General features: G+C 70.3%; 24 protein-coding genes and 1 pseudogene. 12 read left to right on the plus strand and 13 right to left on the minus strand.

Features of this window, described 5'->3' with window-relative positions; genetic code table 11:
* Positions 1-23: 23 nt before the first annotated feature.
* Complete coding sequence (locus QE377_RS05920) at positions 24-962, minus strand: VOC family protein (RefSeq protein ID WP_307320564.1); 939 nt, start codon at positions 960-962, stop codon at positions 24-26.
* 103 nt (positions 963-1,065) lie between these two features.
* Between QE377_RS05920 and QE377_RS05925 the strand changes: the two genes are divergently transcribed.
* The 5 genes from QE377_RS05925 (at position 1,066) to QE377_RS05945 (ending at position 5,791) form a co-directional block, all read left to right on the plus strand.
* Positions 1,066-1,983: a LysR family transcriptional regulator gene (locus tag QE377_RS05925; protein WP_307320567.1), complete on the plus strand. Its 918-nt coding sequence runs from the start codon at positions 1,066-1,068 to the stop codon at positions 1,981-1,983.
* A gap of 102 nt (positions 1,984-2,085) precedes the next feature.
* On the plus strand, positions 2,086-3,213 hold the full coding sequence (locus QE377_RS05930; RefSeq protein ID WP_307320570.1) for an FAD-dependent oxidoreductase: 1,128 nt from the start codon (positions 2,086-2,088) through the stop codon (positions 3,211-3,213).
* Positions 3,210-3,773 carry a cupin domain-containing protein gene (locus tag QE377_RS05935; RefSeq protein WP_307320573.1) on the plus strand — a complete coding sequence of 188 codons (564 nt, stop codon included), beginning with the start codon at positions 3,210-3,212 and terminating at the stop codon, positions 3,771-3,773. Before QE377_RS05930 ends, QE377_RS05935 begins: the two co-directional genes overlap by 4 nt.
* Entirely contained in the window at positions 3,770-4,594 is an 825-nt protein-coding gene (locus tag QE377_RS05940; RefSeq protein WP_307320576.1) for an SDR family NAD(P)-dependent oxidoreductase, read from the plus strand. The genes QE377_RS05935 and QE377_RS05940 overlap by 4 nt, the downstream gene beginning before the upstream one ends.
* Positions 4,595-4,612: 18 nt before the next feature.
* Positions 4,613-5,791 carry a S9 family peptidase gene (locus tag QE377_RS05945; protein WP_307320580.1) on the plus strand — a complete coding sequence of 393 codons (1,179 nt, stop codon included), beginning with the start codon at positions 4,613-4,615 and terminating at the stop codon, positions 5,789-5,791.
* Positions 5,792-5,842: 51 nt separating this feature from the next.
* On the opposite strand, the gene QE377_RS05950 is transcribed toward QE377_RS05945, so the two are convergent.
* From QE377_RS05950 to QE377_RS05970, 5 genes are all read right to left on the minus strand, one after another.
* Entirely contained in the window at positions 5,843-6,820 is a 978-nt protein-coding gene (locus QE377_RS05950) for a fumarylacetoacetate hydrolase family protein (RefSeq protein WP_307320583.1), read from the minus strand.
* A gap of 192 nt (positions 6,821-7,012) precedes the next feature.
* Entirely contained in the window at positions 7,013-7,783 is a 771-nt protein-coding gene (locus tag QE377_RS05955; protein ID WP_307320585.1) for an IclR family transcriptional regulator C-terminal domain-containing protein, read from the minus strand.
* A gap of 22 nt (positions 7,784-7,805) precedes the next feature.
* Complete coding sequence (locus QE377_RS05960; protein WP_307320588.1) at positions 7,806-8,981, minus strand: thiolase family protein; 1,176 nt, start codon at positions 8,979-8,981, stop codon at positions 7,806-7,808.
* The gene (locus QE377_RS05965; protein ID WP_307320591.1) at positions 8,978-9,655 is read right to left on the minus strand and encodes a 3-oxoacid CoA-transferase subunit B; all 678 of its coding nucleotides are present in this window, start codon (positions 9,653-9,655) and stop codon (positions 8,978-8,980) included. The genes QE377_RS05960 and QE377_RS05965 overlap by 4 nt, the downstream gene beginning before the upstream one ends.
* Positions 9,652-10,395, minus strand: a complete 744-nt coding sequence (locus tag QE377_RS05970) for a 3-oxoacid CoA-transferase subunit A (protein WP_307320594.1) — start codon at positions 10,393-10,395, stop codon at positions 9,652-9,654. Before QE377_RS05970 ends, QE377_RS05965 begins: the two co-directional genes overlap by 4 nt.
* A gap of 219 nt (positions 10,396-10,614) precedes the next feature.
* Between QE377_RS05970 and QE377_RS05975 the strand changes: the two genes are divergently transcribed.
* Genes QE377_RS05975 through QE377_RS05985 form a run of 3 tightly spaced genes read left to right on the plus strand, consistent with a single transcriptional unit; the run spans position 10,615 to position 12,917 of the window.
* The gene (locus QE377_RS05975; RefSeq protein ID WP_307320597.1) at positions 10,615-11,448 is read left to right on the plus strand and encodes an alpha/beta fold hydrolase; all 834 of its coding nucleotides are present in this window, start codon (positions 10,615-10,617) and stop codon (positions 11,446-11,448) included.
* Positions 11,441-12,010, plus strand: coding sequence for a TetR-like C-terminal domain-containing protein (locus QE377_RS05980; RefSeq protein WP_307320600.1), 570 nt, complete (start codon positions 11,441-11,443; stop codon positions 12,008-12,010). The genes QE377_RS05975 and QE377_RS05980 overlap by 8 nt, the downstream gene beginning before the upstream one ends.
* Positions 12,011-12,023: 13 nt before the next feature.
* Positions 12,024-12,917 carry an alpha/beta fold hydrolase gene (locus tag QE377_RS05985; RefSeq protein WP_307320603.1) on the plus strand — a complete coding sequence of 298 codons (894 nt, stop codon included), beginning with the start codon at positions 12,024-12,026 and terminating at the stop codon, positions 12,915-12,917.
* 59 nt (positions 12,918-12,976) lie between these two features.
* Here the strand turns inward: QE377_RS05985 and QE377_RS05990 are convergent, their stop codons facing one another.
* Positions 12,977-14,875, minus strand: coding sequence for a S9 family peptidase (locus tag QE377_RS05990; RefSeq protein ID WP_307320606.1), 1,899 nt, complete (start codon positions 14,873-14,875; stop codon positions 12,977-12,979).
* A gap of 270 nt (positions 14,876-15,145) precedes the next feature.
* On the opposite strand from QE377_RS05990, the gene QE377_RS05995 reads away from it, so the two are divergent.
* Together QE377_RS05995 and QE377_RS06000 are read left to right on the plus strand one after the other, a co-directional pair.
* Complete coding sequence (locus tag QE377_RS05995; RefSeq protein WP_307325883.1) at positions 15,146-15,283, plus strand: CatA-like O-acetyltransferase; 138 nt, start codon at positions 15,146-15,148, stop codon at positions 15,281-15,283.
* Positions 15,284-15,322: 39 nt separating this feature from the next.
* Complete coding sequence (locus QE377_RS06000) at positions 15,323-16,291, plus strand: helix-turn-helix domain-containing protein (protein WP_307320608.1); 969 nt, start codon at positions 15,323-15,325, stop codon at positions 16,289-16,291.
* On the opposite strand, the gene pcaC is transcribed toward QE377_RS06000, so the two are convergent.
* From pcaC to QE377_RS06030, 6 genes are all read right to left on the minus strand, one after another.
* Positions 16,292-16,690, minus strand: coding sequence for a 4-carboxymuconolactone decarboxylase (gene pcaC / locus QE377_RS06005; RefSeq protein WP_307320611.1), 399 nt, complete (start codon positions 16,688-16,690; stop codon positions 16,292-16,294).
* Positions 16,687-17,466: an alpha/beta fold hydrolase gene (locus QE377_RS06010; protein WP_307320614.1), complete on the minus strand. Its 780-nt coding sequence runs from the start codon at positions 17,464-17,466 to the stop codon at positions 16,687-16,689. Before QE377_RS06010 ends, pcaC begins: the two co-directional genes overlap by 4 nt.
* The gene (locus QE377_RS06015) at positions 17,463-18,902 is read right to left on the minus strand and encodes a lyase family protein (RefSeq protein ID WP_307320617.1); all 1,440 of its coding nucleotides are present in this window, start codon (positions 18,900-18,902) and stop codon (positions 17,463-17,465) included. The genes QE377_RS06010 and QE377_RS06015 overlap by 4 nt, the downstream gene beginning before the upstream one ends.
* Complete coding sequence (pcaG, locus tag QE377_RS06020) at positions 18,892-19,449, minus strand: protocatechuate 3,4-dioxygenase subunit alpha (RefSeq protein WP_307320620.1); 558 nt, start codon at positions 19,447-19,449, stop codon at positions 18,892-18,894. Before pcaG ends, QE377_RS06015 begins: the two co-directional genes overlap by 11 nt.
* Before the next feature lies 1 nt (position 19,450).
* The gene (pcaH, locus tag QE377_RS06025) at positions 19,451-20,269 is read right to left on the minus strand and encodes a protocatechuate 3,4-dioxygenase subunit beta (protein ID WP_307320623.1); all 819 of its coding nucleotides are present in this window, start codon (positions 20,267-20,269) and stop codon (positions 19,451-19,453) included.
* A gap of 81 nt (positions 20,270-20,350) precedes the next feature.
* The gene (locus QE377_RS06030) at positions 20,351-21,112 is read right to left on the minus strand and encodes an IclR family transcriptional regulator (protein WP_307320625.1); all 762 of its coding nucleotides are present in this window, start codon (positions 21,110-21,112) and stop codon (positions 20,351-20,353) included.
* Positions 21,113-21,437: 325 nt separating this feature from the next.
* On the opposite strand from QE377_RS06030, the gene QE377_RS06035 reads away from it, so the two are divergent.
* Both QE377_RS06035 and QE377_RS06040 read left to right on the plus strand, forming a co-directional pair.
* Positions 21,438-22,190 (plus strand): IclR family transcriptional regulator, encoded by a 753-nt coding sequence (locus QE377_RS06035; protein ID WP_307320628.1) that lies wholly within the window; start codon positions 21,438-21,440, stop codon positions 22,188-22,190.
* Positions 22,191-22,479: 289 nt separating this feature from the next.
* Positions 22,480-23,665, plus strand: a pseudogene (locus QE377_RS06040) (4-hydroxybenzoate 3-monooxygenase).
* The last annotated feature ends 349 nt before the right edge of the window (positions 23,666-24,014 follow it).

A 24,014-nucleotide genomic window follows, 5' to 3' on the forward strand; every position in this document is an offset into this window, starting at 1 on the left:
GAGAGCGTGCGGGACGTGCCGTGTCAGACGGGCGGGGCGACGAACAGCCCCTTGTCGATGTCGTTGAACGACTCCCGCGCGACGAGCTCGCTCATCTCCTGGGCGGTCCCCCACTGATCCTGCGTCGACAGACGGCTGATGTCGTGCCTGTGCGCGACCCACGAGTCGTCGTCGACCGTCGCCAGCTCCGTGGTGTACTCGATCGTGTTGCCGGCGGGGTCGAGGAAGTACGCGAACGTGTTGTCACCGGCATTGTGCCGGCCCGGGCCCCAGATCATCCGCGCTCCGGAGCGCAGGATCTTGCCCGCGCCGCGCATCCACTCCTCGATCCCGCGCATCTCGAACGAGAGATGGTGCAGCGAGTGGTGCGGCCCCATCGCCACTGCGATCGAATGATGGTTCGTGTTGCAGCGCAGGAAATGCATCATGTCGACGCCGTCCGGGCGTACGAGCGAGTCGGAGACGGTGAAATCGAGGTGCTCGACGTACCACTGCACCGTTCGGTTGAGATCCGCCGAGTTGAACACCATGTGCGAGAGCTTGGCCGGGATCGGTTCGCGTTCACGGATCTTCCGCGCCTGCCGAAGTCCGTAACCGGTCGAGAACTCCAGAACGCGACCGTCGATGTCGAAGACACGGAAACCGTACCCGCCGGCGAACCCCGTGAGCTCACGCGGCTCGTGCACGAAGACGACGTCCTCGTCATGCAGCTTGGCTGCCAGCGTCTCGAGATCGGCGAGGTCGGCGACGGCGAAACCGACGAGGTCGACGCGCTTCTCGTCGCGGCGCAGCCGCAGAATGAACGGCTCCGTGGACCCTTCTGCGGCGAGGTAGCTCAGTCCGTCCTCCGCGTGCACCTCGGTCAGGCCCCAATGGTCGACGAAGAAGTCGCGTTCGATGTCGAAGTTCGGCACCGCGAGGGCGCCGTAGCGCAGGTGGGATACGAGGCGTCGCGTCATCATCGACCCTTTCTCGAAAGCGATGGCGCCACAACGATGCGGCCCCACCCCGAGGGTAGGACTCTCGCCCGACGCTGGCCATGTCGGGGCCGGATACCATGCATCTGTGGCCAACGGTGACCCGGATCTGAATCTTCTCGTCTCGCTGCGCGCTCTCCTGGAGGAGGCCAACGTGACCCGCGCTGGCGAGCGCATCGGCGTGGGTCAATCGACGATGTCCTCCGCTCTGGCACGGCTTCGCGCCCTGTTCCTCGACGAACTGCTCGTGCGCGTGGGTCGCGACTACGAACTGACGCCGCTCGCACGCCAGATCCTGCCGCAGGTGCAGCGCACTCTTCCGTTGGTCGCACTCGCGCTCGGCCAGGAGGAGTCGTTCGAGCCGGCAACCAGTCGCCGCTCCTTCACCATCCAGGTCACCGACTACGGCGCCATCGAGCTACGCCCCCTGTTCGCGCTGGCGAATGCGCTCGCACCCGGGATCCGCTTCGACTTCCCGCGGCTTCCCGCCGACCCGGTGGACACGGACCATGACATGCTCGCGCACGACTTCGCCGTCGCGCCACCGGGCATCGGCATCGAGGCGGAGGGCATGGACCTGTTCCGGGACCCGTACGTCGTGGTCGCCGACCGCAAGAACCCGCGCGTCGCCGACGGACGGATCTCCCTCGACGACTTCGTGCAGAGTCCTCTGATCCGCTGCGATTTCGGCCGAGGTCATCTCACGCCCGCCGAACGCCGGATGCGAGAGGTCGGCGCGCTCCCGCACGTGCGGGTGACGACGTCCACGATGCTCGCGATCCCCCTCATCATCGGCGGGGGCAGCGACTTGATCGGGGTTCTGCCGCGTCGCCTCGCCGAGCGCAATCGCGCGGCGACCGGGACGGTACTCGTGCCCACGCCCTTCCCGGACGTCGAGCTCATCCAGCGGCTGTGGTGGCACCCGTCGCACGCGCGCGACGAAGGCCACCGGTGGTTCCGCGACCTGGCCGCGGAGACCGTGGCCTCAGGAGCCCTCGAACCCTGAGCCGGCGATGCCAGGCATCATCAGGCGGCAGTGGCGAGCAGCGCGCCGATCCGCCTAGCGTCATGCAGAGGATGCATCGCGGCATCCGGAGCGGAGACGAGGATGTCGGTTTCGAAAGTGCTGGTGGTCGGCGGCGGGTTCACGGGCCTGACGACGGCGATCGCCCTCGCGCAACGCGGAGTCGAGCGCGTCGTGGTGATCGATCGCGCGCGCAGCTGGGCGAGGGTGGGCCACGGACTCACGATCCAGGGCAACGCGCTGCGCGTGTTTCGCGAACTGGGGGTGCTCGATCGGATCCTCTCGGTCGGTCAACCCGAGAACGCTCTCACCCTCTACTTCGCCGATGGCCGCGTGATGGCAGAGATGAAGACCCCTCGCACGGGCGGCGACGACCTCCCCGCGACGATCGGCGCGCTGCGGGCCGATCTGCACGAGATCCTCGTCGAACGGGCGGAGTCGCTCGGCGTCGAGATCCGCCTGGGCCGAGAGCTCGCCTCCTACGAGAGCGGGCCCGACGAGGCCATCTCGGTGCTTTCGGACGGAACGCGCGAGCGGTGGGATGCCATCGTCATCGCCGAGGGCATCAAGTCGGCCAAGCGCGCGGGTATCGGCATCTCGGCGCAACGCGGCCCCAGCGGGCTGGGCATCTGGCGTGCCGTCACGACACGCCAGCCGGAGATGACCGGCGGCATCGCCTATCCCGCACACACCGGCGGTGCCTACAAGGTCGGTTACACGCCGGTCAGCGACGACCTGTGCTACATCTTCGTGCTCTGCTCCCCCGTGCGGCCCGACAACGGCCTCGCCGACTGGCAGGAGGTCAAGCGCCTGATGGCCGACTTCCATGGCCCGTTCGACTACTTGCGCGAGTCGATCGACGAGGGCACGTTCTTGAACTTCCAGGAGATCGAGTGGATCTTCGCGGACGGTCCCTGGCACAGCGGCCGGGTCATCGCACTGGGCGAGGTCGTGCACGCCGTGCCGCCGCTGATCGCACAGGGAGCCGCGCAGTGCGTCGAGGACGCTCTCCTGTTCGCCGAGCATGTCACCGCAGCGGGCGATTGGGAGACCCAGCTGGCGGACTTCTATGCACGGCGCCTGCCGCGCATCCGCGGTGTCGTGGAGGCCTCGATGCAGCTCGCGGAATGGGAGCTGCATCCCGGCACACCCGGCGCGGATCCGGGGCGGGTCATGGGCCAGGCCCTCGGCGCGCTGGTCGCAGCCCCGTGAGCGAGGCGGCTCGCCGCGGCGCCGCCTTCCGCCCGCCACGGCGCATCGTGACGGGACACGACGCCGCCGGAACTTCTGTGGTCCTGAGCGACGCACCGGTGCCGGTCACCCGCGAGCTGCCCGAGGACGGCGTCGCCTTCCACGAGGTCTGGGCCACCCGTGGCGCCCCTGCGGTCATCGAGGCGGGGTACGACGAGCCCACCGCCGAGGCGCTGACCGTCCCGCCGCCGGCGCGGGGGACACGCATCCGCATCAACGAGTTCCTTCCCGCGCACCTCGACCCGCAGGGCCTCCAGTCCCCCATGCACCGAACGGAGTCCGTCGACTACGGCATCGTGCTGGAAGGGGAGGTCACCCTTGTCCTCGACGACAGCGAGGTCACCGCATACGCCGGCGATATCGTCATCCAGCGCGGCACCGACCATGCCTGGGCCAACCGCGGCGACCGCGTCGCGCGTGTCGCCTTCGTGCTGATCGACGCTCGCTACGACGACGACGTGCTCGCCACGCTGCCGACGGACGTCCGCGACAGCCTGATGCGGCACGGCCCGCGGGCATGACCGAGCCGCCCCGCAACGCCGCGCTGCGCGACGCCGTCCGACTGCCGGGCTTGCGCGGCAACCTGTTCGTGGTCACCGGCGCCGCCGGCGGCCAGGGCGCCGCCGAAGCCCTTCTGCTGGCCGCCAACGGGGCGGACGTGATCGCGGCCGACCTCGCCGAGGATGCGTCGGAACTGCTTACGCGCGCCCGAGGATTGGACGGCACCATCCGGTATCACCGGCTCGACGTCACCGACGAGCGCGGATGGCGAGAGCTGTCCGAGTCGGCAGGTGATCGGGCGCTGCGGGGCCTGGTCAACAACGCCGGCGTGACCCACCGCGCCCGGATCGGAGCAGTCGGGCGGGAGGACTGGGACCGGGTGCTCGCGACGAACGTGACGGGAGCGATGCTCGGGATCCAGACGCTCCTGCCCCGCATGTCCCGCGGGACCTCGATCGTCAACATCGGCTCCGCGGCAGGTCTCACCGGGCACTACACCGCCGCCTACACGACGAGCAAATGGGCCGTCCGCGGACTCACGCACACCTGCGTCACGGAGCTCGGGCCGCGCGGGATCCGCGTCAACGCGGTGCACCCGGGCTACATCCGAACCTCGATGACCGCGAGCGCTCCGCCTGCGTTCCAGGGTGCGAACGCAGAGATCACCCCTCTCCATCGCGGCGGCGATCCCGACGAGGTCGCCGGTGTCGTCGTCTTCCTTCTCTCGGACGCGGCGTCGTACGTCACCGGAGCCGAGATCGCCGTGGACGGAGGCCAGTCCCTCTCCGGCTCTGCCACCTTCCTCTCCGACGCGCTGCGTACCGGCGCACCCCCCGCCTGACACGATCTGGAGCATCGCATGTACATGTACTTCCCCACCAACTACGTCTGGAGCATGGCCGTCGTCGCCTCGCTGAACAACGGCGGGTTCATCGACGACGTCGACAAGGCGTCCCGCCCCGTCCTCGAGGCCTCCCAGAACGGCGACGACGTCGGCACGGAGCTCTTGTACGCGTCGTGGCAAGGGGTCGCCGACCGCCTGCTCGCCGCTGCCGAGGCCGATGAGTCGCGCGGCTGGCGCCTGAGCGCGGCCGACAAGCTCTATCGCGCAGCTCTGTACACCTCTCAGGCCGAACGGCTCCAGTCACCGAAGTGGGAGGGACGAAAGGCCGCGTATCAACGGTCGATCGATCTGCTGCTGCGTCACATCGCGCTCGCCGGCGTCCCCGTCGAGACGGTGGAGGTGCTGTATCACGGTGACGACGCCCCCGAGGGCGCGTCCCTGCCGGGCTACTTCTACCGCGCTCCCGGCGAGGGACCGCATCCGATCGTGGTGATGTGGAACGGTCTGGACTCGACGAAGGAGATGATGTACACCTCCGGATTTCCACGGGAGTTGGCGCGGCGTGGGATCTCGACGCTCATGATGGACCCGCCGGGATCGGGAGAGTCGCTTCGGATGCGCGATCTGCACGCCCGGTACGACACCGAAGTCTGGGCACGCTCGGTCGTCGACTGGATCGAGCAGAACGCGGCGGGTCTGGAGGTGGATCCGGGGCGGATCGGCTTGGTGGGATGGTCTCTCGGCGGCTACTACGTGCCGCGGGCCGCCGCGTTCGAGAAGCGCATCGCCCTCGCTGTCGCCTGGGGTGCGAACTACGATTGGGCGGCTGTGCAGGAGGCACGCCGTCGGCGCGAGGGGGAGAATCCCGTCCCGCATTACTGGGACCACGTGCGCTGGGTGTTCGGCGCCGTGGACGATGCCGACTTCCTGGCGAAGACGAAGAACATGCGACTCGAGGGAGTGGTCGAGCAGATCACCGTTCCCTTCCTCGTCACGCACGGAGAAGGCGATCGGCAGATCCCGGTGTCGTACGCGTACGACGAGTACGAGGCAGCCGTCAACTCCCCGAAGCGCGAGCTGCGCATCTTCACTCAGGAGGAGGGCGGCGCGGAGCACATCGGCATCGACAACCTCGCATACGTGGGCGAGTTCACTGCGGAGTGGATCGCAGAGACGTTCGCCGACGGCGCCTGAACAAAAGGGGGATGATCGTGCGGCTTCGGTCCACGCTCACCCCCGTGCCGCTCAGCGTCTGCGCAGGCGGGGACGCGGGCGGGCGCGGGCGATCACCGGAGCGGCGATTCGCTCGCCCACCACGTTCACGATCTCGCCGACACGCTCGACGACCATGCGCACCTCGTCGCCGGGCTCCAGCGGGGAAATGCCGCTGCCGCGCCCCCACAGCTCCCCGAGACACCCCCCGTTGCCGACAGTGCCCGAACCCAGCACATCGCCGGGGACCACGATCGAATTACGCGCGGCGTACGCCACCAGCTCGGGAAACGTCCATCCCATGTTCGAGACGAGATCCTCGCCGACCAGATCGCCATTGACGTAGACCTCGGCGCGGACGGCGAGAAAACCCTCGGCGTCGATGACGTCCGTGAGCTCATCAGCGGTCACGATCCACGGTCCCAGCGTGGTCCCGAAGTCCTTGCCCTTCGCGGGTCCGAGCCGCACCTTCATCTCTCGCGCCTGCAGATCCCGCGCGGACCAGTCGTTCATGACCGTGTAGCCGAAGATGTGCGCGGCCGCGGCAACCACATCGAGGTTCACGCCGTCCGAGCCCACGACACCACCGACGACCGCGGCCACTTCGAGCTCGAAGTCCAGCCGGCGACTCTCGGGGACGGGAACGACATCGCCCGTCGCGTGGACGATGTGCGGATTGGTGAAGTAGAAGGTGGGAGCCTCGTACCATTCGGGCGCCACATCGCTCTTGCCCTCGACACCGGCGCTCACACCTTCGACGTGCTCCTCGAACGCCACGAAGTCGCGGATGGAGGACGGCACGAGCGGCGGGAGGAGTTTCACGGCATCCAGCCGCTCCGCCTGCCCCGGCACCTCGGCGCGCGTCCGGTCGTAGAGGGCGTGTGCTCTTTCGAGACCTTGTCGCAGCACCTGCGCAACCGTCGATCCGTCGGGAAAGGCCAAGACGCGATCGCCGTCGACGAAGCCTTCCGCCGTCGTTCCGTCCTGGCGTGTCCAGCGCGCGATCCTCATGCGTCGCGCTCCTCTCGACGCGGCGCGATCGGTGCGATGCGAGCTGTCATGACAAGAACCTCCTCGTTCGATGCCGCGGGCGACGAAGATGACCCACCGGCACTCACCTCACTATGTGGGCAACGACGACGCACCGGAATCTGACGCGAGCCATCCCTGGCATCACCGGCGCTTATGCGGCGTCGCGGGCGCTCACACCCGGCGCAGTTCGTCCGCCGCCCCCGCCGCGGCGGCCTGCAGCGCCGGCAGGTAGTGTTCGACGAGATGCTCGACGCTGTCGCGCGTCGCCGATGACGAGACGTTGATCGCGGCCGCGACCTGCCCGCTGCGATCGCGCACACCGACGGCGATCGAACGGAGCCCCGCCTCGAGCTCGCCGTCCACCACGGCCCACCCCTGGACTGCGACACGGTCGAGCTCGGCGCCCAGGCGCGCCGCATCCGTCAGGGTCCGGTCGGTGAGCGGATGCAGGTGCGCCAGCGCGTCGGCGCGCGCGGATGCAGGCAGCGCCGCCAGCAGCACGCGTCCCATGCTCGTGGCGTACGCCGGAAAGCGGGTGCCGATCGTGATGCGCACGCTCATGATGCGCCGTGCCGGCACGCGGGCGATGTAGACGATGTCGGCGCCGTCGAGCACGGCCGCCGACACGCTCTCTCCGACCTCGCGCGAGAGCAGTTCGAGGTGAGGTTGGAGCACCTCGGGCAACGACAGCGACGACAGGTAGCTGAAGCCGAGCTCGAGCACCCGCGGCGTGAGGGCGAACAGGCGTCCGTCGCTGCGCACGTAGCCGAGACTCACGAGGGTGTGCAGGAAGCGGCGAGCGGCCGCGCGCGTGACCTCGGCGCGGCGGGCGACATCGCTCAGGGTGAGCTCTGCGTGTTCGGCGTCGAACGCGCGGATGACGGCGAGCCCGCGGGCGAGCGACTGCACGAACTCGCCGGATGCGTCGCCCTGCTCACTCATCCGCTCACCATATCCGCGCCGGTCACCTCTCGAGGACGACCGCGAGGCCCTGTCCGACCCCGATGCAGATGGCGGCGACCGCGACACCTCCGCCGCGGCGGGCGAGCTCGTGTGCGGCGTGGCCGATGATCCGACCGCCGGACGCGCCGAGAGGGTGGCCGATGGCCAGCGCACCGCCGTGGATGTTGACCCGCTCCGGGTCCAGGTCGGGCCATCCGGCGATGCAGGCGAGACTCTGCGAGGCGAACGCCTCGTTCAGCTCGACGACGTCGACGTCGTCCCACGTGAAGCCGGCGCGGGCGAGCGCCTTGTTCGCGGCCTCGATGGGCGCGATCGGGAACACATCGGGGTCGACGCCGTGGGCGGCGCGGGCGGCGATGCGCGCCAGCGGTTCGCCCGGTAGCGCCCCCTCTGCGGCGACGAGCACCGCGGAGGCGCCGTCGTTGATGGGCGAGGAGTTGCCCGCGGTGACCGAGCCGTCGCCGTCCGACGCGAACAACGCGCGCAGACCCGCGAGCTTCTCGACCGACGTGTCGGGCCGGATGCTCTCGTCGCGGGCGAGCTCCGCACCGGGAACCTGCACGATCTCGCCGTCGTAGACGCCGGCAGCCCAGGCCTCGGCGGCCAGGCGGTGCGAGCGCGCGGCGAACGTATCCTGCGCCTCGCGGGAGATTCCCCACTCGCGGGCGATCTTCTCCGCCGACTCGCCGTTACTGATCGTCCAGGGCTTCGGCAGCGCGGGGTTGGTCATGCGCCAGCCGATCGCCGTGTTCCACAGCGTCTGGTTGCCCACGGCGGGCCACGGCTTGGCCGACTTCTCGACGACGAAGGGCGCGCGGCTCATCGATTCGACGCCGCCGGCCAGGATGATGTCGGCATCGCCGGACTCGATCGCACGCGAGGCCTGGATGACGGCCTCCACAGACGACGCGCACAGGCGGTTGACGGTCGCACCCGTGACGGTCGTCGGGAAGCCTGCGAGCAGCGCGCCGAAGCGGGCGACGTTGCGGTTGTCCTCGCCCGCCTGGTTCGCGTCTCCGAAGATCACATCGTCGATGCGCGCGGGGTCGAGGCCGGTGCGCTCGACGGCCGTGCGCATCACGAGGGCCGCGAGATCGTCCGGCCGGATGCCGGAGAGCGCGCCCCCGGCCCGGCCGAACGGCGTGCGGACGGCGTCGTAGACGAAGCTCGCGGTCATTTCTCCTCCTCGGACACGGATGCGGCCGCATCCGTCGCGTCGATGAGCGCGAGCCCGGTGAGCTCGCGCAGCTGCTCGATCGTGTTGTCACCGAAAGCCTCGATGACGGCGAAGCCCGCATCCGTGATCTCGAAGACGGCGTGATCGGTGTAGACGCGCGAGACGCAGCCCACACCGGTCAGCGGGTACGTGCAGGCGGCGACGAGCTTCGGCTCGCCGGCGCGGGTGAGCAGGTCGGTCATGACGTAGACGGACTTGGCGCCGATCGCGAGATCCATGGCGCCGCCCACGGCGGGGATGGCCCCGGGCTCCCCCGTCGACCAGTTGGCCAGGTCACCGTTCTGCGCGACCTGGAAGGCGCCGAGCACGCACACGTCGAGGTGCCCGCCGCGCATCATGGCGAAGGAGTCGGCGTGGTGGAAGTATGCGGCACCTGCGACGGCCGTCACCGCCTGCTTGCCGGCATTGATGAGGTCGGGGTCGATGCGGCCGGGCTCCGGCGCCGGCCCCATCCCCAGCAGGCCGTTCTCGGTGTGCAGCACGATCTCGCGGTCGGCCGGCAGATGGTCGGCGACGAGCGTGGGCGCTCCGATGCCGAGGTTCACGACAGCGCCGTCGGGGATGTCGGCGGCGATGCGGCGGGCGAGGTCCGCGCGGGGGATGCGGGTGGTCATCGCTGCTCCTGGTTCTCGAGCGGGCGGCCTTCCAGGTCGGTGCCGCCGACGAACACGCCGTCCTTCAGCCAGCGCCGTTCGCCGACCGCGACGACACGGTCGACGTAGAGACCGGGTGTCACGACCGTCTCGGGATCGATCGAGCCGCGCGGCACGATCTCGTCGACCTGGACGATCGTGGTCGTCGCGGCGGCCGCCATGATGGGTCCGAAGTTGCGGGCGGTCTCGCGGTAGACGAGGTTGCCCCAGCGATCCGCCGCGCGCGCCGAGACCAGCGCGTAGTCGGCGCGGATCGGGTGCTCGAGCACGTAGGTGCGCCCGTCGATCTCGCGATGCTCCTTGCCCTCGGCGAGCGCGGTGCCGACGCCGGTCGGTGAGAAGAACGCGCCGATTCCTGCGCCGGCGGCACGGATGCGTTCGGCGAGGTTGCCCTGCGGGACGAGCTCGAGCTCGATTCGCCCGGAGCGGTAGAGGTCGTCGAAGACCCAGGAGTCCGACTGCCGGGGGAACGAGCACACGATGCGACGCACGCGCCCGGCCGCGAGGAGCGCGGCGAGGCCCGTATCGCCGTTGCCGGCGTTGTTGTTCACGATCGTGAGGTCGCTCGCGCCGTGCGCGATGAGGGCGTCGATGAGCTCCACGGGCTGGCCGGCGCGGCCGAACCCGCCGATCATGACGGTGGAGCCGTCCTCGATCCCGGCGACCGCCGACGCGATGTCGGCGACGGTCTTGTCGATCACACATCCTCCTTCGGAAGTGTTCGCTCTGCGAACGCAAGTGCGTCTAGCGAACAGTTTACGCCGCTCCCGCGTCGGGCACCACCCCTCACCCCTGCTCAAGGGACCCGCATCGCGCCCTCGAGGCCGAGAACGCCGCGCATCGCATCTCTCGAACACGCGAGGCGAGAGAGATCACTTTGGCTATTGTGCATAGCTTTACGGCTATGTATTGTTCCCTACATGACCTCTTCATCGTCTCCCACCACGACGACGCAGCGCCTCCGTGTCGACGGCGGCGAGATCGGCTTCGACGTCGCAGGCACAGGCCCGCTCCTCCTGCTCGTGCCAGGAATGGGTGAGCTGCGCTCCTCGTACCGACACCTCACTCCCCTGCTGATCGCGGCCGGCTACCGCGTCGCCACGGCCGACCTCCGCGGTCACGGCGACAGCTCCGCGGGCTTCGATGCCTACGGCGACGTGCCCACCGCATCCGACATCGCGGCCCTCGTGCGGCACCTCGGCGCCCCGGCGACGATCGTCGGCAACTCGATGGCAGCGGGCGCCGCGGTGATCGCCGCCGCCGAGCACCCCGAGCTCGTGTCGAGTCTCGTGCTCGTCGGGCCTTTCGTGCGCATCCCGCCGAACCAGAGCAGGGTCGCGGCCCTGATCTTCCGGATGCTGATGGCCCGCCCCTGGGCCGTCGCCGCGTGGAACGCGTACCTGCCCACCCTGTACTCGGGCGCGAAGCCCGCCGACTTCGAGACCTACCGCACCGCGATGATCCAGGCGATGCGGCGTCCCGGCTACGCGCGGTCCTTCCGCCTCACCACGCGCACCGACCACGGCGACGCCGAACGGAGCCTCGCACGCGTCACCGCCCCCGCGCTGGTCGTCATGGGCAGCGCCGACCCCGACTTCGCCGACCCCGCCGTCGAGGCCACGTGGATCGCGGAGACCCTGCACGGCACGAGCGTCATGATCGAGGATGCGGGCCACTACCCGCAGTCCCAGCAGCCCGAGCGCACGGCCGACACCATCCTCGCGTTCCTGCACGAGACGAGCGAACGTGCCTAGGGCCGGGCTCACACCGGCGATCGTCATCGAACGCGCCGCTGCGCTGCTCGACGCTCCGGATGCGGGGCCGCTGAGCTTCGCCGCGCTTGCGGACGACCTCGGCGTTCGCGCACCGTCGCTGTACAAGCACGTCGACGGCCTCTCGGGACTGGAACGGGGCGTCATGCTGCGCGCCAAGACCGAGCTCGGGCACACGCTCGCCCGCGCGACGGTGGGCCGTTCCCGCGGCGACGCCATCCGCGCGATGGGGCATGCCTACCGCGATTGGGCGCTCGCCCACCCGGGCCAGTACCCGCTGACGATCACCGCCCCGGCGGCCGGTGACGAGGAGGACGAGCGGGCCTCCGCGTCCGTTCTCGAGGTGGTCGCGGGCGTGCTGGTGGGCTATGGCCTCGAGGGCGACGACGCGATCGACGCGATCCGATTCCTGCGCGCGAGCCTCCACGGCTTCCTCTCCCTGGAGACGTCGCGCGCGTTCGAGCTCCCCGTCGACATCGAGCGCAGTTTCGCGCGGACGATCGACACGGTGGCCGCCTCCTTCGAGACCTGGCGCTGCGACTGAGCGTGAGGATGCGGTGACATTTGTCACCCCGGCGGTCGCCGTCGGCGCGATGACGACCGTCAACGCCGTCGCCACGAACTCCGAAGCCTCCCAGATCGCCGCCTACGGACAGCGAGTGAGCGTCGACGGCCGCGAGATGAACGTGGTCGTCAGCGGCGATCACGAGCAGACGATCGTGATGCTTCCCGGGCTCGGCACCGCCGCCCCCGGTCTCGATTTCGGCCCGCTCATCGACCAGTTCGACGACGACTACCGCGTGATCGCCGTCGAGCCGTTCGGCACGGGGCTCAGCGACGGCACTGACGCTCCCCGCACCTCGGAGAACATCTCCCGCGAGGTGCACGAGGCCCTGCAGCAGCTCGGCGTGCGTCAGTACGTGCTCATGGGGCACTCGATCGCCGGAATCTACGCGCTCACCTACGCCTCGCTCTTCCCCCACGAGGTCACCGCGTTCGTGGGCATCGACAACAGCGTGCCGGACCAGCCGGGATCGGACGAACCGATCCCGACCGACGCGATGGTGCTGCTGAACGACCTCGGCATCACCCGCGCGCTGCAGGCGATCTCACCCGATCCCTACGAGGGACTCCCCTACGGCGAGCAGACGAAGCAGCAGCTGCGCATGCTCGCCGCCCGCAACACGACGGCGTCGACGATGGTCGACGAGATGCAGCGCGCGAGCCGGAACTTCCAGGATGCCAGCGGCGCTCGATTCCCCGCATCCCTTCCGGTCCTGCTGTTCGCCCGGGAAAACGACACGGATGTGGCGGGCTGGGTGGCGCTGCACGACCGCCAGGCGGCGTCGGTCGACCGCGGCGAGCTCGTCGTCATGGCCGGCGACCACTACCTGCACCACACGTTGTCCGCACAGATCGCGGCCGAGACGAAGCGGTTCCTCGACGGCTGACGCACCGCGGGCGGTGGGGGATCGCACTCCCCCCACCGCCCGCGTCGACGCCGTTCGGATCAGGCGTCGATCTCGCTCTTGCCGGCGGAGCGCCGGCGCAGGCGCACGGCGACCACGACGAGAACGAGGGCCAGCAGCAGCGGGAGGACGACCCGCACCGTCATCGCCAGCCCGCCCCACTCCTGCACGTCGCCCTGGACGGCCGTGCCGCCGACGACGTTCCACGTGACCAGCAGCGCCGACACGAAGGCTCCGACGTAGATGGTGCCGGTCTTGTGGAAGAAGTACGTCGACAGAGCGCCGACGACCGCCAGCACGACGATGAACGGGTACCCGATGATCGTGAGCAGCGACTCGCCCGGCAGCGCGAGCTCACCGCTGACGAACAGCGGGACGTAGTTGATGATCTCCAGCACGACGAAGCCTGCGGGCAGCACGATCGCGGAGGCGATCATCTCCGAGCGCATCGAGGAGGCGCGCCCGGTCCACCGCAGCGTCCGGTGGAGCGTGAAGGTGAGCATCAGGAAGAACGCCGTGAACGGCAGCAGGTACAGCACGAACAGCGCGAAGCGCGTCGCGGTCAGCGGCTGCAGCTGCAGGACGTAGAAGCGGAAGTCGCTCTTGAACAGCCAGTCGGAGATCACCACGAGCAGGTAGGCCGCGCCCACGCTGAGCAGTGAGAGCACCGCGGCCCGGCCGATCAGCGCGCCGCGCCGAAGCGCCGGCGCACCCTCGGCCTCGGCCGTGCGCACGGATGCGAGCGGGTTGCGACGACGCTGCACCCAGGCGGTGACGGCGTAGATCGCCAGCCCGATGATCCCGTTCAGCAGCGCCCACACGACGATGCCGGTCGAGTAGGACTGCCCGAACACGGGGCCCGCCGGGATCCAGGCCACACCCCACGTGTTGAACCAGAAGAAGGTGAACGCAGGGATGCCGGTGGTGAGGATCGCCGAGACGATCCACGGCCAGCCCCACCGGCTTCCCGCGGCCGCCGGCACGGGCCGACGGATCGCCGAGAAGAAACCGGTCGCGAGCAGCAGTCCGCCCGTGGCGAAGATCACGAGCACACCGCCGATCATCGCGACGAGAGTGCCGAGCTCTTTGATCCACCAGGTCTGACCGGCCGCGTCGTGACCGCCCTCGAGGGTCTTGTCGAACCATGCCACGATCTCCTGCGTCACGGCGGGATCGTGCGTCACACCCGGGTGGTTGTTGGCGGGGCGCAGAAGTTCCCGAGCGGTGCCGTCGTCGATCGAGCCGTACAGCTGACCGGGAACGACCGGCTCGTCGGTCCCGAACATCGTCATGAGCTTCGGGCTCGAGGTCAGATCCCGCGTGTTGGGCGAGGCCCACATGGTTCCGGAGAACTCCTCCCACTCGGCGAAGACGACGAGGGTGTTGCGCGGGAAGTCGGGCGTGCCCTCGGGGCCGAAGAAGCCGGTGGCCGAATCCAGCAGGACCATGGATGCATATCCCTCGGGGAAGGCGGCCGCCGCGTTCATCACGGTCGATCCGCCGAGCGAGTGCCCCTCGAGACCGATGTTGTCGGGATCGACGATGTCGAGGCCGCGGAGGTAGGCGAGCCCCGCGGGACCGTTGAAGCCGTTGCCGAACGCGGGGGCGTCGGAGCGACCGTGGCCTGCCTGGTCGAGGGCGAGCACGACGTAGCCGCGGCGGCTCAACTCGACCGCGTTCGCCGTCTGCATCTCACGGGAGTTGACGTAGCCGTGCACGGCGAGCACCGCGGGCGCCGGCGTCTCGGGAGTGGCAGAGGCGGGCACGTACAGCAGCCCGGACACGCTCGTGCCGGCCGTGCCGGTGAAGGTGACGTCGCGCACCTGGACGGAACCCGCGGATGTCTGCACGAGTGCGGCCGTCGCGCCGCCGGCCAGCACGAGAGCGACGGCGATCGCGAACAGCGACCACAGTCTCACGAGGGATCGGGGAGAGGACATGAGAACCAACTTCCTTGTTGTGTGCGAAGAGAGGGGCGGGCTCATTCGGGTCCGGCCTGCCTCGGAGTGTAGGGATGCGACGACATCGAGAACGGACGGCGATGCCGTTCTGCACCGATGTGCATGCGCGCACATCATTCTGACTCATATTCGGCTCATTTGCTGCACATTGGTTCTGCTCAGGCAACTTATGCGTCATGTGGACAACCTCTGACACCGGAGCACAGGTCTGTCACCTGAGACAATCGGCGCACGGACGCCCCGCATCCCATCGGCCGCTACGCCGAGCGGGAAGGGCGCCTGCTCCTGCCTCTGGCGGTTCAGATCCACCATGCCGTCGCAGACGGGTTCCACACGGCGCTGCTCATCAACGAGTTCCGCGAGCTCTCGCCCACCCCGGCTGGGTGACCGGCTGAGCGCCCGCGCAACCGGCAGAATGGGCACATCATGGTGCCGCGCGAGGAGTCGAAGGACCCGCAAGGGCCTGACCTCGTCTACGGGTGGCTGAATCCCGCATCCGCCGAGAAGGACGCGCAGGACAACGACGACGTCATCGTCGTCTCCGGGATGACGGGCGAGCCGCCGTCGGTGCGGTCCAGCTTCGCGCTCGGAGCGTTGGAAGTAGCCCTCGTCGCGGGCGGCGCCGTCGAAGTCGAACCGTGGGAGACCTCGCGCCAGCGGCAGGGGGTCGTGGCGGGCTACCTCGTCTCGGGATCGATGAGCGTCTCGCAGGGCGAGCGGACGGTCGAGCTGGGGCCCGGCGACGTCGTGCTCTACACGGGCGCCCACGGCTACCGCATCAGCGCTCCGGGCGCGCACGAGTACCTGCTCGTGCGCATCCCGACCTCCGTCCTCGCGCTCCGCCACGGCGAACTCACGACACTGCTCGCCGCCGACCTCTCCTCGCTCGGCACCACACCCCTGCTGCGCGCGGTGATGTCGACTCTGGCGTCCCCGGATTCACGTCCGTCGGACGCTGCCGCCGGTCATGTCGCGGACGCACTCGTGGCCGCCGTGCACGCGGTGCTCGCCGACGGCCGCGCGCCCGGCACCGCGGCCGTGCTCTCGCTGTTCCACTCGCTCGTGCTGTGGATCGAAGAGCACCTGCAGGAGGCGGAACTCGACGCCTCGCGCATCGCCCGGGCACACGACCTGTCACCCCGCGCGGTGCGGCGGGTGTTCGCCGCCAACGGCGTGACGGTGTCGGGCCTCGTACGCGAGCGCCGACTGGAACGCATCCGCGACGAACTCGTCGACCCTGCCCACGCCCGCGAGAGCATCGGCACGATCGCCGCCCGCTGGGGGTTCCCCGACCCGGCCACCTTCTCGAGCGCCTTCACCCGACGCTACGGCGCCTCGCCGCGACGGTACCGCGCAGACCTGCAGCGGCAGGGACAGCCCGGTACCGCCGACTGATCACTCCTCGGCGAAGACGTCCTTCACGATGCGGAACGCGGTGTTGGCCGCAGGAACGCCGCAGTAGATCGCCGACTGCAGCACGACCTCGACGATCTCGTCACGGGTCAGTCCGTTGCGCTGCGCGGCGCGCACGTGCATCGCGAACTCCTCGTGGTGGCCGAGGGCGATGAGCGCGGTCAGCACCGCGATCGAACGGTCGCGCTTGGCCAGCCCCGGCCGCGACCAGATGTCGCCCCAGGCGTAGCGCGTGATGAGGTCCTGGAAGTCCGCGGTCTCCGGGGCCGTGCCGGCGACCGCGCGATCGACGTGGGCGTCGCCGAGCACCTGGCGGCGCACCCGCATCCCGTCGTCATAGCGCTGCTCGTCGCTGCGCCCTTCTCCGCTCGGCCGGCTCATCGCGCGACCTCGCGGAAGAACTCGCGAAGCACCGCCGCGGTCTGCTCCGGCTCCTCGGCCGGAGGCAGGTGCGCGGCGGACTCGATCACCGCGACGCGCCCGCTGCGGACGCCCTCGGCGATCTCGACGCTCTTCGCCTCGGGCGCCACCCGGTCGTCCCGGCCGAAGACCGCGAGGACGGGAGCCGCGATCTCACCCAGCCGCGGGCGCACGTCGTACGCGGCGAGCGCTTCGCAGCACGTGGCGTAGCCCTCGTCGTCCGCATCCTGCAGCGCGTGCAGCAGCCGGCCGCTCAGCTCCGGGCGACGCTCGATCGAGCCCGGGGCGAACCAGCGCTGCGCCGAGCCGATGATCACCGACGAGGTGGACTGCGCACGAACCTGGGCCGCCCGTTCCCGCCAGCTCGCCGCATCTCCCAGCTGAGCGCCGGAGGCGACGATCGCCGCGCCGCGCACGAGGCCGGGGTGACGCAGGAGCAGTTCGAGTCCGGTCGCGCCGCCGAGCGACACTCCGGCGTAGAGGATGCGGTCGCCGCCGATCGAGCGGACCGCGTCGGCGACGGCGTCGGCGATCTCCGCGACGGTGAACGGCGCGGTCGGGGCGGGCGCAGCTCCGTGGCCGGGGAGATCCCAGCTCACCACGCGGTAGTCGTCCACGAGCAGAGGGACGACGTCCTCCCACAGGATCGTGGATGTGCCCAGCGACGGGCCGAGCACGACCAGCGGGGCCTCGGCGGGACCGGTCGGCTCGGTCAGGGCGATCGCGGGTTGCGTCATGCAGACTCCTCCGTCGGCGCTTCGAGGCTCTCTCGGGCGGCATCCGCCGGCGCGTCGGCGACGGCCCGGTCGACGAGTGCGCCTGCCAGTCCCGTGTAGGCGGCGGGGTCCAGCAGGGCGTCGACGTCGTCGGCGGGATGCGGTGCGCCGGGCACCCGATCCAGCGCCGCCTCGAGCGCCTCGCGCACGAGCGCGCGGAGGTCGCCGCCCGAGGTGGCGGCACCGACGATGCGGCGCACCTCGTCGGATCCGATCACGGGCGCGAGCACGATGGACAGCCGTTCCGACACCAACAGGCCGTCGGTCGCGGCGAGCGCACGGGCCACAGCGCCCTCGTCCATCTGCAGTCCGGTCACGAGCGCGCGTGTCGTCTCGGCAGCGCCGAGCGCGAGACGAAGCAGCTCCCGCAGCGTCGGCCACTCCGCGTGCCATGCACCGTCGGGGCGTTCGTCCCCGGCGAGCGCGGCCGCGAGGTGCAGCGTGGCTCCCAGCTGCGGTGCGCGCAGCGCCGCCGAGCGTACGAGCACGGCGCCGGTGGGGTTGCGTTTCTGGGGCATCGCACTCGAACCGCCACCGACGCCCTCCGCGAGTTCGGCGATCTCGGTGCGCGAGCCGGTCGCGACATCGGTCGCGAGTTTGCCGAGAGCGTCGATCGCCTGCACGAGCGCATCGCCGAGCTCGGTGACGGGCCAGCGCGAGACGTGCCACGGCGCGTCGGGAGCGGCGAGCGCGAGCTCCGCGGCGTACGCGGACGGGAGAGCGGATGCCGCATCCGGCCCGCCGATCTCGACGAAGGAGGCGAGGGTGCCGCCCGCGCCGCCCAGCTGTGCGGGAAGCTGCCCGACGGCTTCGCCGAGTCGGACGCGCGCGCGGGTGACACCGCGCAGCCACCCCGCGGCGCGGGCGCCGACGGTGGTCGGCACGGCTTGCTGCGTCAGCGTACGGGCGGCGGCGACCGTGTCGCGGTGGACGACGGCGAACCCGGAGAGCTGCGCCTCGACCTGCCGGAGCACGCCCAGCAGGTGCAGCCCGGCGCGCCGGGAGACCAGCATCAGCGCCGAGTCCAGGATGTCCTGGCTCGTGGCGCCGCGGTGCAGCCAGGGACGCACCTGGATCGACGCGCGATCGTCGAGCCGGGCGATGAGCGGGATGACGGGATTGCCGCCCGCGACGGCCGCACTCGCCAGCCGTGCGGTGTCGAGCCAATCGGCGTCGACGAGCGCACCGCCCCCGGACCAGCCGAACTCCTCGGATGCGGCAGCGGAGACCGCATCCGGAGCGACACCGACGACCGCCCAGGCCCGCACCAGCGCGATCTCGGCGGTCACAAGGGCGGCAGCCACGGAATCGTCGGCCACGAGGGCGTCGTGCGACACCGTCACCGGGGAGAGCAGCCCCACATCCGTGAAGGGCGCCCCGGGTTCGTCAGAAGGCAAGGAAAACGGTCTCCTTCTCGCCCTGCAGGTGGATGTCGTGGGTGAGATCACCCTCGGGCGTGCGCGTCGCGATGAGCGTAGCGCGCTCGTGGGGCTCGAGCGAGGCGAGCAGCGGATCCGCCGCGAGGAGTTCCTCGTCGTCTGGCAGGTAGATGCGGGTGTGCAGCTTGTTCGGGAGCCCGCGGGCGAAGACGACGGCCGCGAAGAACGGCGCCTTGCCGTCGATCGGACCGGGGTTGCGCGTCCAGAAGTCGTACGCACCCTCATCCGTCGTGAAGCTGCGGCCGAAGCCGGTGAAGGTGTGGTCGTCGCGGCGACGAGCCCCGCGCGCGCGGGAGATCGTGCCGTCGGTGTCGGCTCCCCAGATCTCGATCACGGCGTCGGGAATCGGAGCCCCGGCTCCGTCGTAGATCGTGCCCGACAGCACGATCGCGCCGCTGGAGTGCGGGAAGACGACCTCGTGCATCTTGGGGTACTCGAGCCCGAACGCGAAGAAGGGCCCGACCGTCTGGCCGGAGGTGGCGGGAAGGCGCGTGGCTTCGGACATCTCAGTGCTCTCCCTCGGGCTCGAACCAGGTGGCGTCAGGACCGTCGACCACGATGTCCCAGCGGTAGCCCATCGAGAACTCGGGCACCGTGAGGTCGTGGTCGTAGGCGGCGATGAGCCGGTCGCGATCGCGCTGATCGCGGATCGTGTTGTAGATCGGGTCGAGCGCGAACAGCGGGTCGCCGGGGAAGTACATCTGCGTGATCAGGCGCTGCGTGAAGCCGCCGCCGAAGAGCGAGAAGTGGATGTGGGCGGGGCGCCAGGCGTTGATGTGGTTCTTCCACGGGTACGGACCGGGCTTGATGGTGGTGAACGTGAAGCCGCCGTCGTCGCCCGTGATCGTGCGCCCGGCGCCGGTGAAGTTCGGATCCAACGGAGCCGGATGCTGGTCGCGCTGGTGGATGTAGCGACCGGCCGCGTTGGCCTGCCAGATCTCGACGAGCTGGTTGGCCAGAGGGCGTCCCCAGCTGTCGAGCAGGCGCCCCGTGACCGTGATGCGCTCGCCCTGCGGCTCGCCGCGGTGCTGGAGCGTCAGGTCGGACTCGATCTGCGCGACGTCTCGCTGACCATAGGCGGGCGAGAACAACTCGATGGTCTCGGGGTCGACGAGCCGCGGGTTCTTGGTGGGGTGACGCAGCAGGCTCGAGCGATACGGCGGGAAGTCGTAGAGCGTAGTGGGCACGTCCTCGCCGGCGGCCACGCGGCGGGCGGCGTCCGCGTGCGCGTCCGCGATCTCCTGGTTGATCTTCGACTGCGTGGGCATGTCGGCCGAGGCCAACAGCGACTCGGGTGCCGCAGCCTGGGGCGGAGGGGTGGACATGGAACCGTCTCCTTCGACGTCACATGGGTGGGGTGTCCAGGGTTGCACCGGCGGGCCGCATCCGGTCGTCCCGATTCTCATTCAGTGAGAATCGGAGCCTCGGAGAGCCTTCGTCAGATCCTTCGCCGCCTGCACGACGAGCGGTGCGAGTCGTCTCTCGTCGGCGCCGTCGAGGTGCGTCACGACGCCGAGCGCAGTGGCCGGCAGTCCGGAGATCGTGCCGAGAGCGGCGGCGACCGAGATGTTGCCGAGCGTCATCTCCTCGCGGGTGACGGCGTAGCCGCGGCGCCGGGTGAGCACGATGTCGGCGCGGAGCGCGTCGGGGTCGGTGATCGAGTGACGCGTCTCGGGAACGAGGGGTGCTGCGAGGTACGTGTCGAGCCATGCTTCGTCGCACGTGGCGAGCAGCGCACGGCCCACCCCCGTCGTGTGCAGCGGGTGGCGCCCGCCCGCACGCCCGAGCGTCGGCACCGAGGCGCGCCCGGTGATCCGGCCCGCGAACAGCACGACCGCCTCCGGCGGGGTCGGGGCGTCGAGCACCGCGAGGTGGACGTTCTCCCCCGTCGCCTCGTACAGGCGCACGAGGTGGGGCAGCGACTGCTCGCGCAGCCGCAGTGCCAGCGGCGAGAGTTCGCCGAGTTCCCACATCCGCGCTCCGACGGCGTACGTGTGCGCCGAGGTGCGTTCGACGAGACCCTCGCCGATGAGCTGGACGAGGAGGCGATGCACCGTGGAAAGGGGCAGACCCGCGCGTTCGGCGAGCTCGGCGGCGGTGAGCTCGGGGGCGTCTTCGTCGAATGCCCGCATGAGCGCCATCGCCCGACGCAGCACCCCATCCGCCATGCCCTCACCCTAGCCGCGGGTGTCGCGCGAGCTTGTGGCCTGGCGTCTGGCACCTCCTGCCTGCTGCCGCCTGCTGCCGCTGCCTGCTGACCTGCTGCCCTGCTGGCGGCTCTGCACTGCTGCCGCTGCCTGCTGCCCGCTGCCTGCTGTCTGCTGATGTCCCACTTGCCGCAGTACATGTCCCACTTGCCGCAAGAATTCATCCCCAAACCTGCAGAAAGTGGGACATGCATAGCGGGGACCTGCAGAAAGTGGGACCTCCCCGGCGGCAGCACCTGCAGAAAGTGGGACATGCGTGCGACGGGATGCGTGAGATGGTGGCGACATGGCCAACTCGCCGAGCGGGGACTCGATGACGGCACGCATCGTGCGCGTGCTCGAGACGTTCACCGCCGACCGCACGGTGCAGACCGCGACGGAGATCGGCCGGCGCGCGCAGCTTCCCGCATCCACCGCGCACCGCATCGTCGACGACCTCGTCGCCGAAGGACTGCTCGAGCGCGACGAGGACCGCCGCATCCGCATCGGCATGCACCTGTGGGAGCTCGCGCTGCGCGGTTCGGCCGCGCTGCGGCTGCGGCAAGCGGCGCTTCCGGCGATGTCGGCTGTGCAGGACGTCCTCCGCGAGCACACGCAACTGGCCGTGCTCGAGGCCGATGAGGCACTGTTCGTCGAGCGCCTCTCGCATCCGGATGCGGGCGCGAACATCACCCGCATCGCCGGCCGTCTCCCTCTGCACGCGTCGTCCGCCGGGCTCGTACTGCTCGCGTACGCCCCCGCCGCCCTCCGCGAGCGGGTGCTCGACGCACCGCTGCGGCGCATGGCCCGCGAGACCGTGACGGATGCGGCCGAGCTGCGTCGCATCCTCACCCGCATCCGGCGCGACGGGTACGTGATCGCGCCGGGTTCGATCGAATCGGTGTCGACGGGCGTCGCCGTGCCGCTGCGGGACGAGGGCGAGGTGATCGCGGCGCTGTCGGTCGTGCTGCCGCGCGCCGCCGAGGCGGAGCGGGCGCTCCCGCCGTTGCGAAAGGCCGCCGCCGAGATCGAGGCGGGACTGCGCGGCGCGCGGGCCTGAACGCGCAGCCGCGCCGGCAGCCGCATCGCCGGTCTGGCACCACCGTCGCACTCGCATCCGCGGGCCCGCCCCACGGCATCCCCGCATCCGCCACAGTTCTCCGCATCCGCCATAGTTCACTCCTGCCGCAACTGCGCAAAGGTGTGGCAACTGCGCACATGCGACGCAACTCGGGCACGCACAACCGCCGCGGAGAAAGTCCCAATCAACGGGAGGATGTGCGATGGATGCGGTGGCACGGGGCACACTGGTGCGCAGCATCAACAGGCCCGTCGTCGAAGGAGACGCCATGACCGTTATCCGCACCCGTGTCGCCATCGTCGGCGCCGGTCCCGCCGGACTCCTGCTCTCGCACCTGCTCGCCGACGCCGGCATCGAGTCGGTCATCGTCGACTCCCGCACGCGCGAGCAGATCGAGACGACCATCCGCGCCGGCATCCTCGAACAGGGGACCGTCGACCTGCTCGTCGCGAGCGGCGCATCGACTCGCGTGCTCGCCGACGGCAACCGGCATGACGGCATCGAGCTGCGCTTCACCGGGGAGGGTCACCGCATCGACTTCCCCTCCCTGACGGGCCGCAGCGTCTGGCTCTACCCGCAGCACGAAGTGCTCAAGGATCTCGTCGCGACACGCCTCGCCGCCGGCCAGGACCTGCGCTTCGGCGTGCGCGTCGACGCGGTGGCGGACGCCGCATCCGATCGGCCGCGCGTCATCGGCGAGGATGCCGACGGGCAGCGGGTCGAGATCGAGGCCGAGTTCGTCGTGGGCGCGGACGGCTCGCGCTCGGTCGTGCGCCAGACGCTCGGCGGCTCGGCAGCCGGGTCGTTCCGCGAGTACCCGTTCGCGTGGTTCGGCATCCTGTGCGAAGCGCCGCCGAGCTCCGAGGAGCTCATCTACAGCAACTCGGACGCGGGCTTCGCCCTCATCAGCCAGCGCAGCAGCACGGTACAGCGCATGTACTTCCAGTGCGACCCCGAGGCGGACCCGGACGCACTGAGCGAGGCGCAGATCTGGGACGAGCTGCAGGCCCGCGTCCCCGGCACGACGCTCAACGAGGGACCCATCTTCCAGCGGGATGTCCTGCGCTTCCGCAGCTTCGTGGCCGGCGAACTGCGCCGCGGCCGCGTCGCCCTCATCGGTGACGCGGCGCACACGGTCCCGCCGACGGGCGCGAAGGGCATGAACCTCGCCGTCGCCGACGTGGTGCTGCTCGACATCGCGCTGCGCGCGCTCCTGCTCTCCGGTGACGAACGACCGATCGACGCCTTCGCCGAGACGGCGTCGCGGCGGATCTGGAAGGCCCAGCACTTCTCGTGGTGGATGACCAGCATGCTCCACAGCACCCCCCGACGCATCCGACTTCGACCGGCGGCGGCAGCTCGGGGAGCTCCGGTCGATCATCGACTCGGATGCGGGCCGCACCTATCTCGCCGAGGCGTATACCGGCTGGCCCTTCGAGACCGGCCTCGGCTGACCCGCGCGGGGACGCACGCCCGCGGGGGCGGCACCCGGGGCGGCTCCGCGGGCGACAGGTGCCCGCTGCCGCGCGCAGGCACCGCGACATCTGCACGACCAACCCGCGTTGCGCCACCTCACGGGCCCCACCGGGCACCACCCGCACCACGCATCGTGCAGACGTCGCACCACGGCGCGCACATCCGCCGCACGCAGCCACCGGCCTCGGCTGACCCGCGCGGGGGCCCCAGCGGGCACCGCGACATCTGCACGACCGCCCGTCGCCGCGCCACCCCACAGGCCCCACCGGGCACCACCCGCACCACGCATCGTGCAGACGTCGCACCACGGCGCGCACATCCGCCGCG

This window comes from Microbacterium sp. SORGH_AS_0862 (genome assembly GCF_030818795.1).
In the GTDB taxonomy this organism is placed as follows: domain Bacteria; phylum Actinomycetota; class Actinomycetes; order Actinomycetales; family Microbacteriaceae; genus Microbacterium.

Coding starts and splice junctions, on each gene's coding strand:
- QE377_RS05955 (WP_307320585.1), bottom strand. CDS start 7,783: ATGAGTGAGCAGGGCGACGCATCCGGCGAGTTCGTGCAGTCGCTCGCC.
- QE377_RS05940 (WP_307320576.1), top strand. CDS start 3,770: ATGACCGAGCCGCCCCGCAACGCCGCGCTGCGCGACGCCGTCCGACTG.
- pcaG (WP_307320620.1), bottom strand. CDS start 19,449: ATGTCCGAAGCCACGCGCCTTCCCGCCACCTCCGGCCAGACGGTCGGG.
- QE377_RS05945 (WP_307320580.1), top strand. CDS start 4,613: ATGTACATGTACTTCCCCACCAACTACGTCTGGAGCATGGCCGTCGTC.
- QE377_RS05975 (WP_307320597.1), top strand. CDS start 10,615: ATGACCTCTTCATCGTCTCCCACCACGACGACGCAGCGCCTCCGTGTC.
- QE377_RS05960 (WP_307320588.1), bottom strand. CDS start 8,981: ATGACCGCGAGCTTCGTCTACGACGCCGTCCGCACGCCGTTCGGCCGG.
- QE377_RS06030 (WP_307320625.1), bottom strand. CDS start 21,112: ATGGCGGATGGGGTGCTGCGTCGGGCGATGGCGCTCATGCGGGCATTC.
- QE377_RS05950 (WP_307320583.1), bottom strand. CDS start 6,820: ATGAGGATCGCGCGCTGGACACGCCAGGACGGAACGACGGCGGAAGGC.
- pcaC (WP_307320611.1), bottom strand. CDS start 16,690: ATGAGCCGGCCGAGCGGAGAAGGGCGCAGCGACGAGCAGCGCTATGAC.
- QE377_RS06010 (WP_307320614.1), bottom strand. CDS start 17,466: ATGACGCAACCCGCGATCGCCCTGACCGAGCCGACCGGTCCCGCCGAG.
- QE377_RS06000 (WP_307320608.1), top strand. CDS start 15,323: ATGGTGCCGCGCGAGGAGTCGAAGGACCCGCAAGGGCCTGACCTCGTC.
- QE377_RS05965 (WP_307320591.1), bottom strand. CDS start 9,655: ATGACCACCCGCATCCCCCGCGCGGACCTCGCCCGCCGCATCGCCGCC.
- QE377_RS06035 (WP_307320628.1), top strand. CDS start 21,438: ATGGCCAACTCGCCGAGCGGGGACTCGATGACGGCACGCATCGTGCGC.
- QE377_RS05930 (WP_307320570.1), top strand. CDS start 2,086: ATGTCGGTTTCGAAAGTGCTGGTGGTCGGCGGCGGGTTCACGGGCCTG.
- pcaH (WP_307320623.1), bottom strand. CDS start 20,269: ATGTCCACCCCTCCGCCCCAGGCTGCGGCACCCGAGTCGCTGTTGGCC.
- QE377_RS05990 (WP_307320606.1), bottom strand. CDS start 14,875: ATGTCCTCTCCCCGATCCCTCGTGAGACTGTGGTCGCTGTTCGCGATC.
- QE377_RS05920 (WP_307320564.1), bottom strand. CDS start 962: ATGATGACGCGACGCCTCGTATCCCACCTGCGCTACGGCGCCCTCGCG.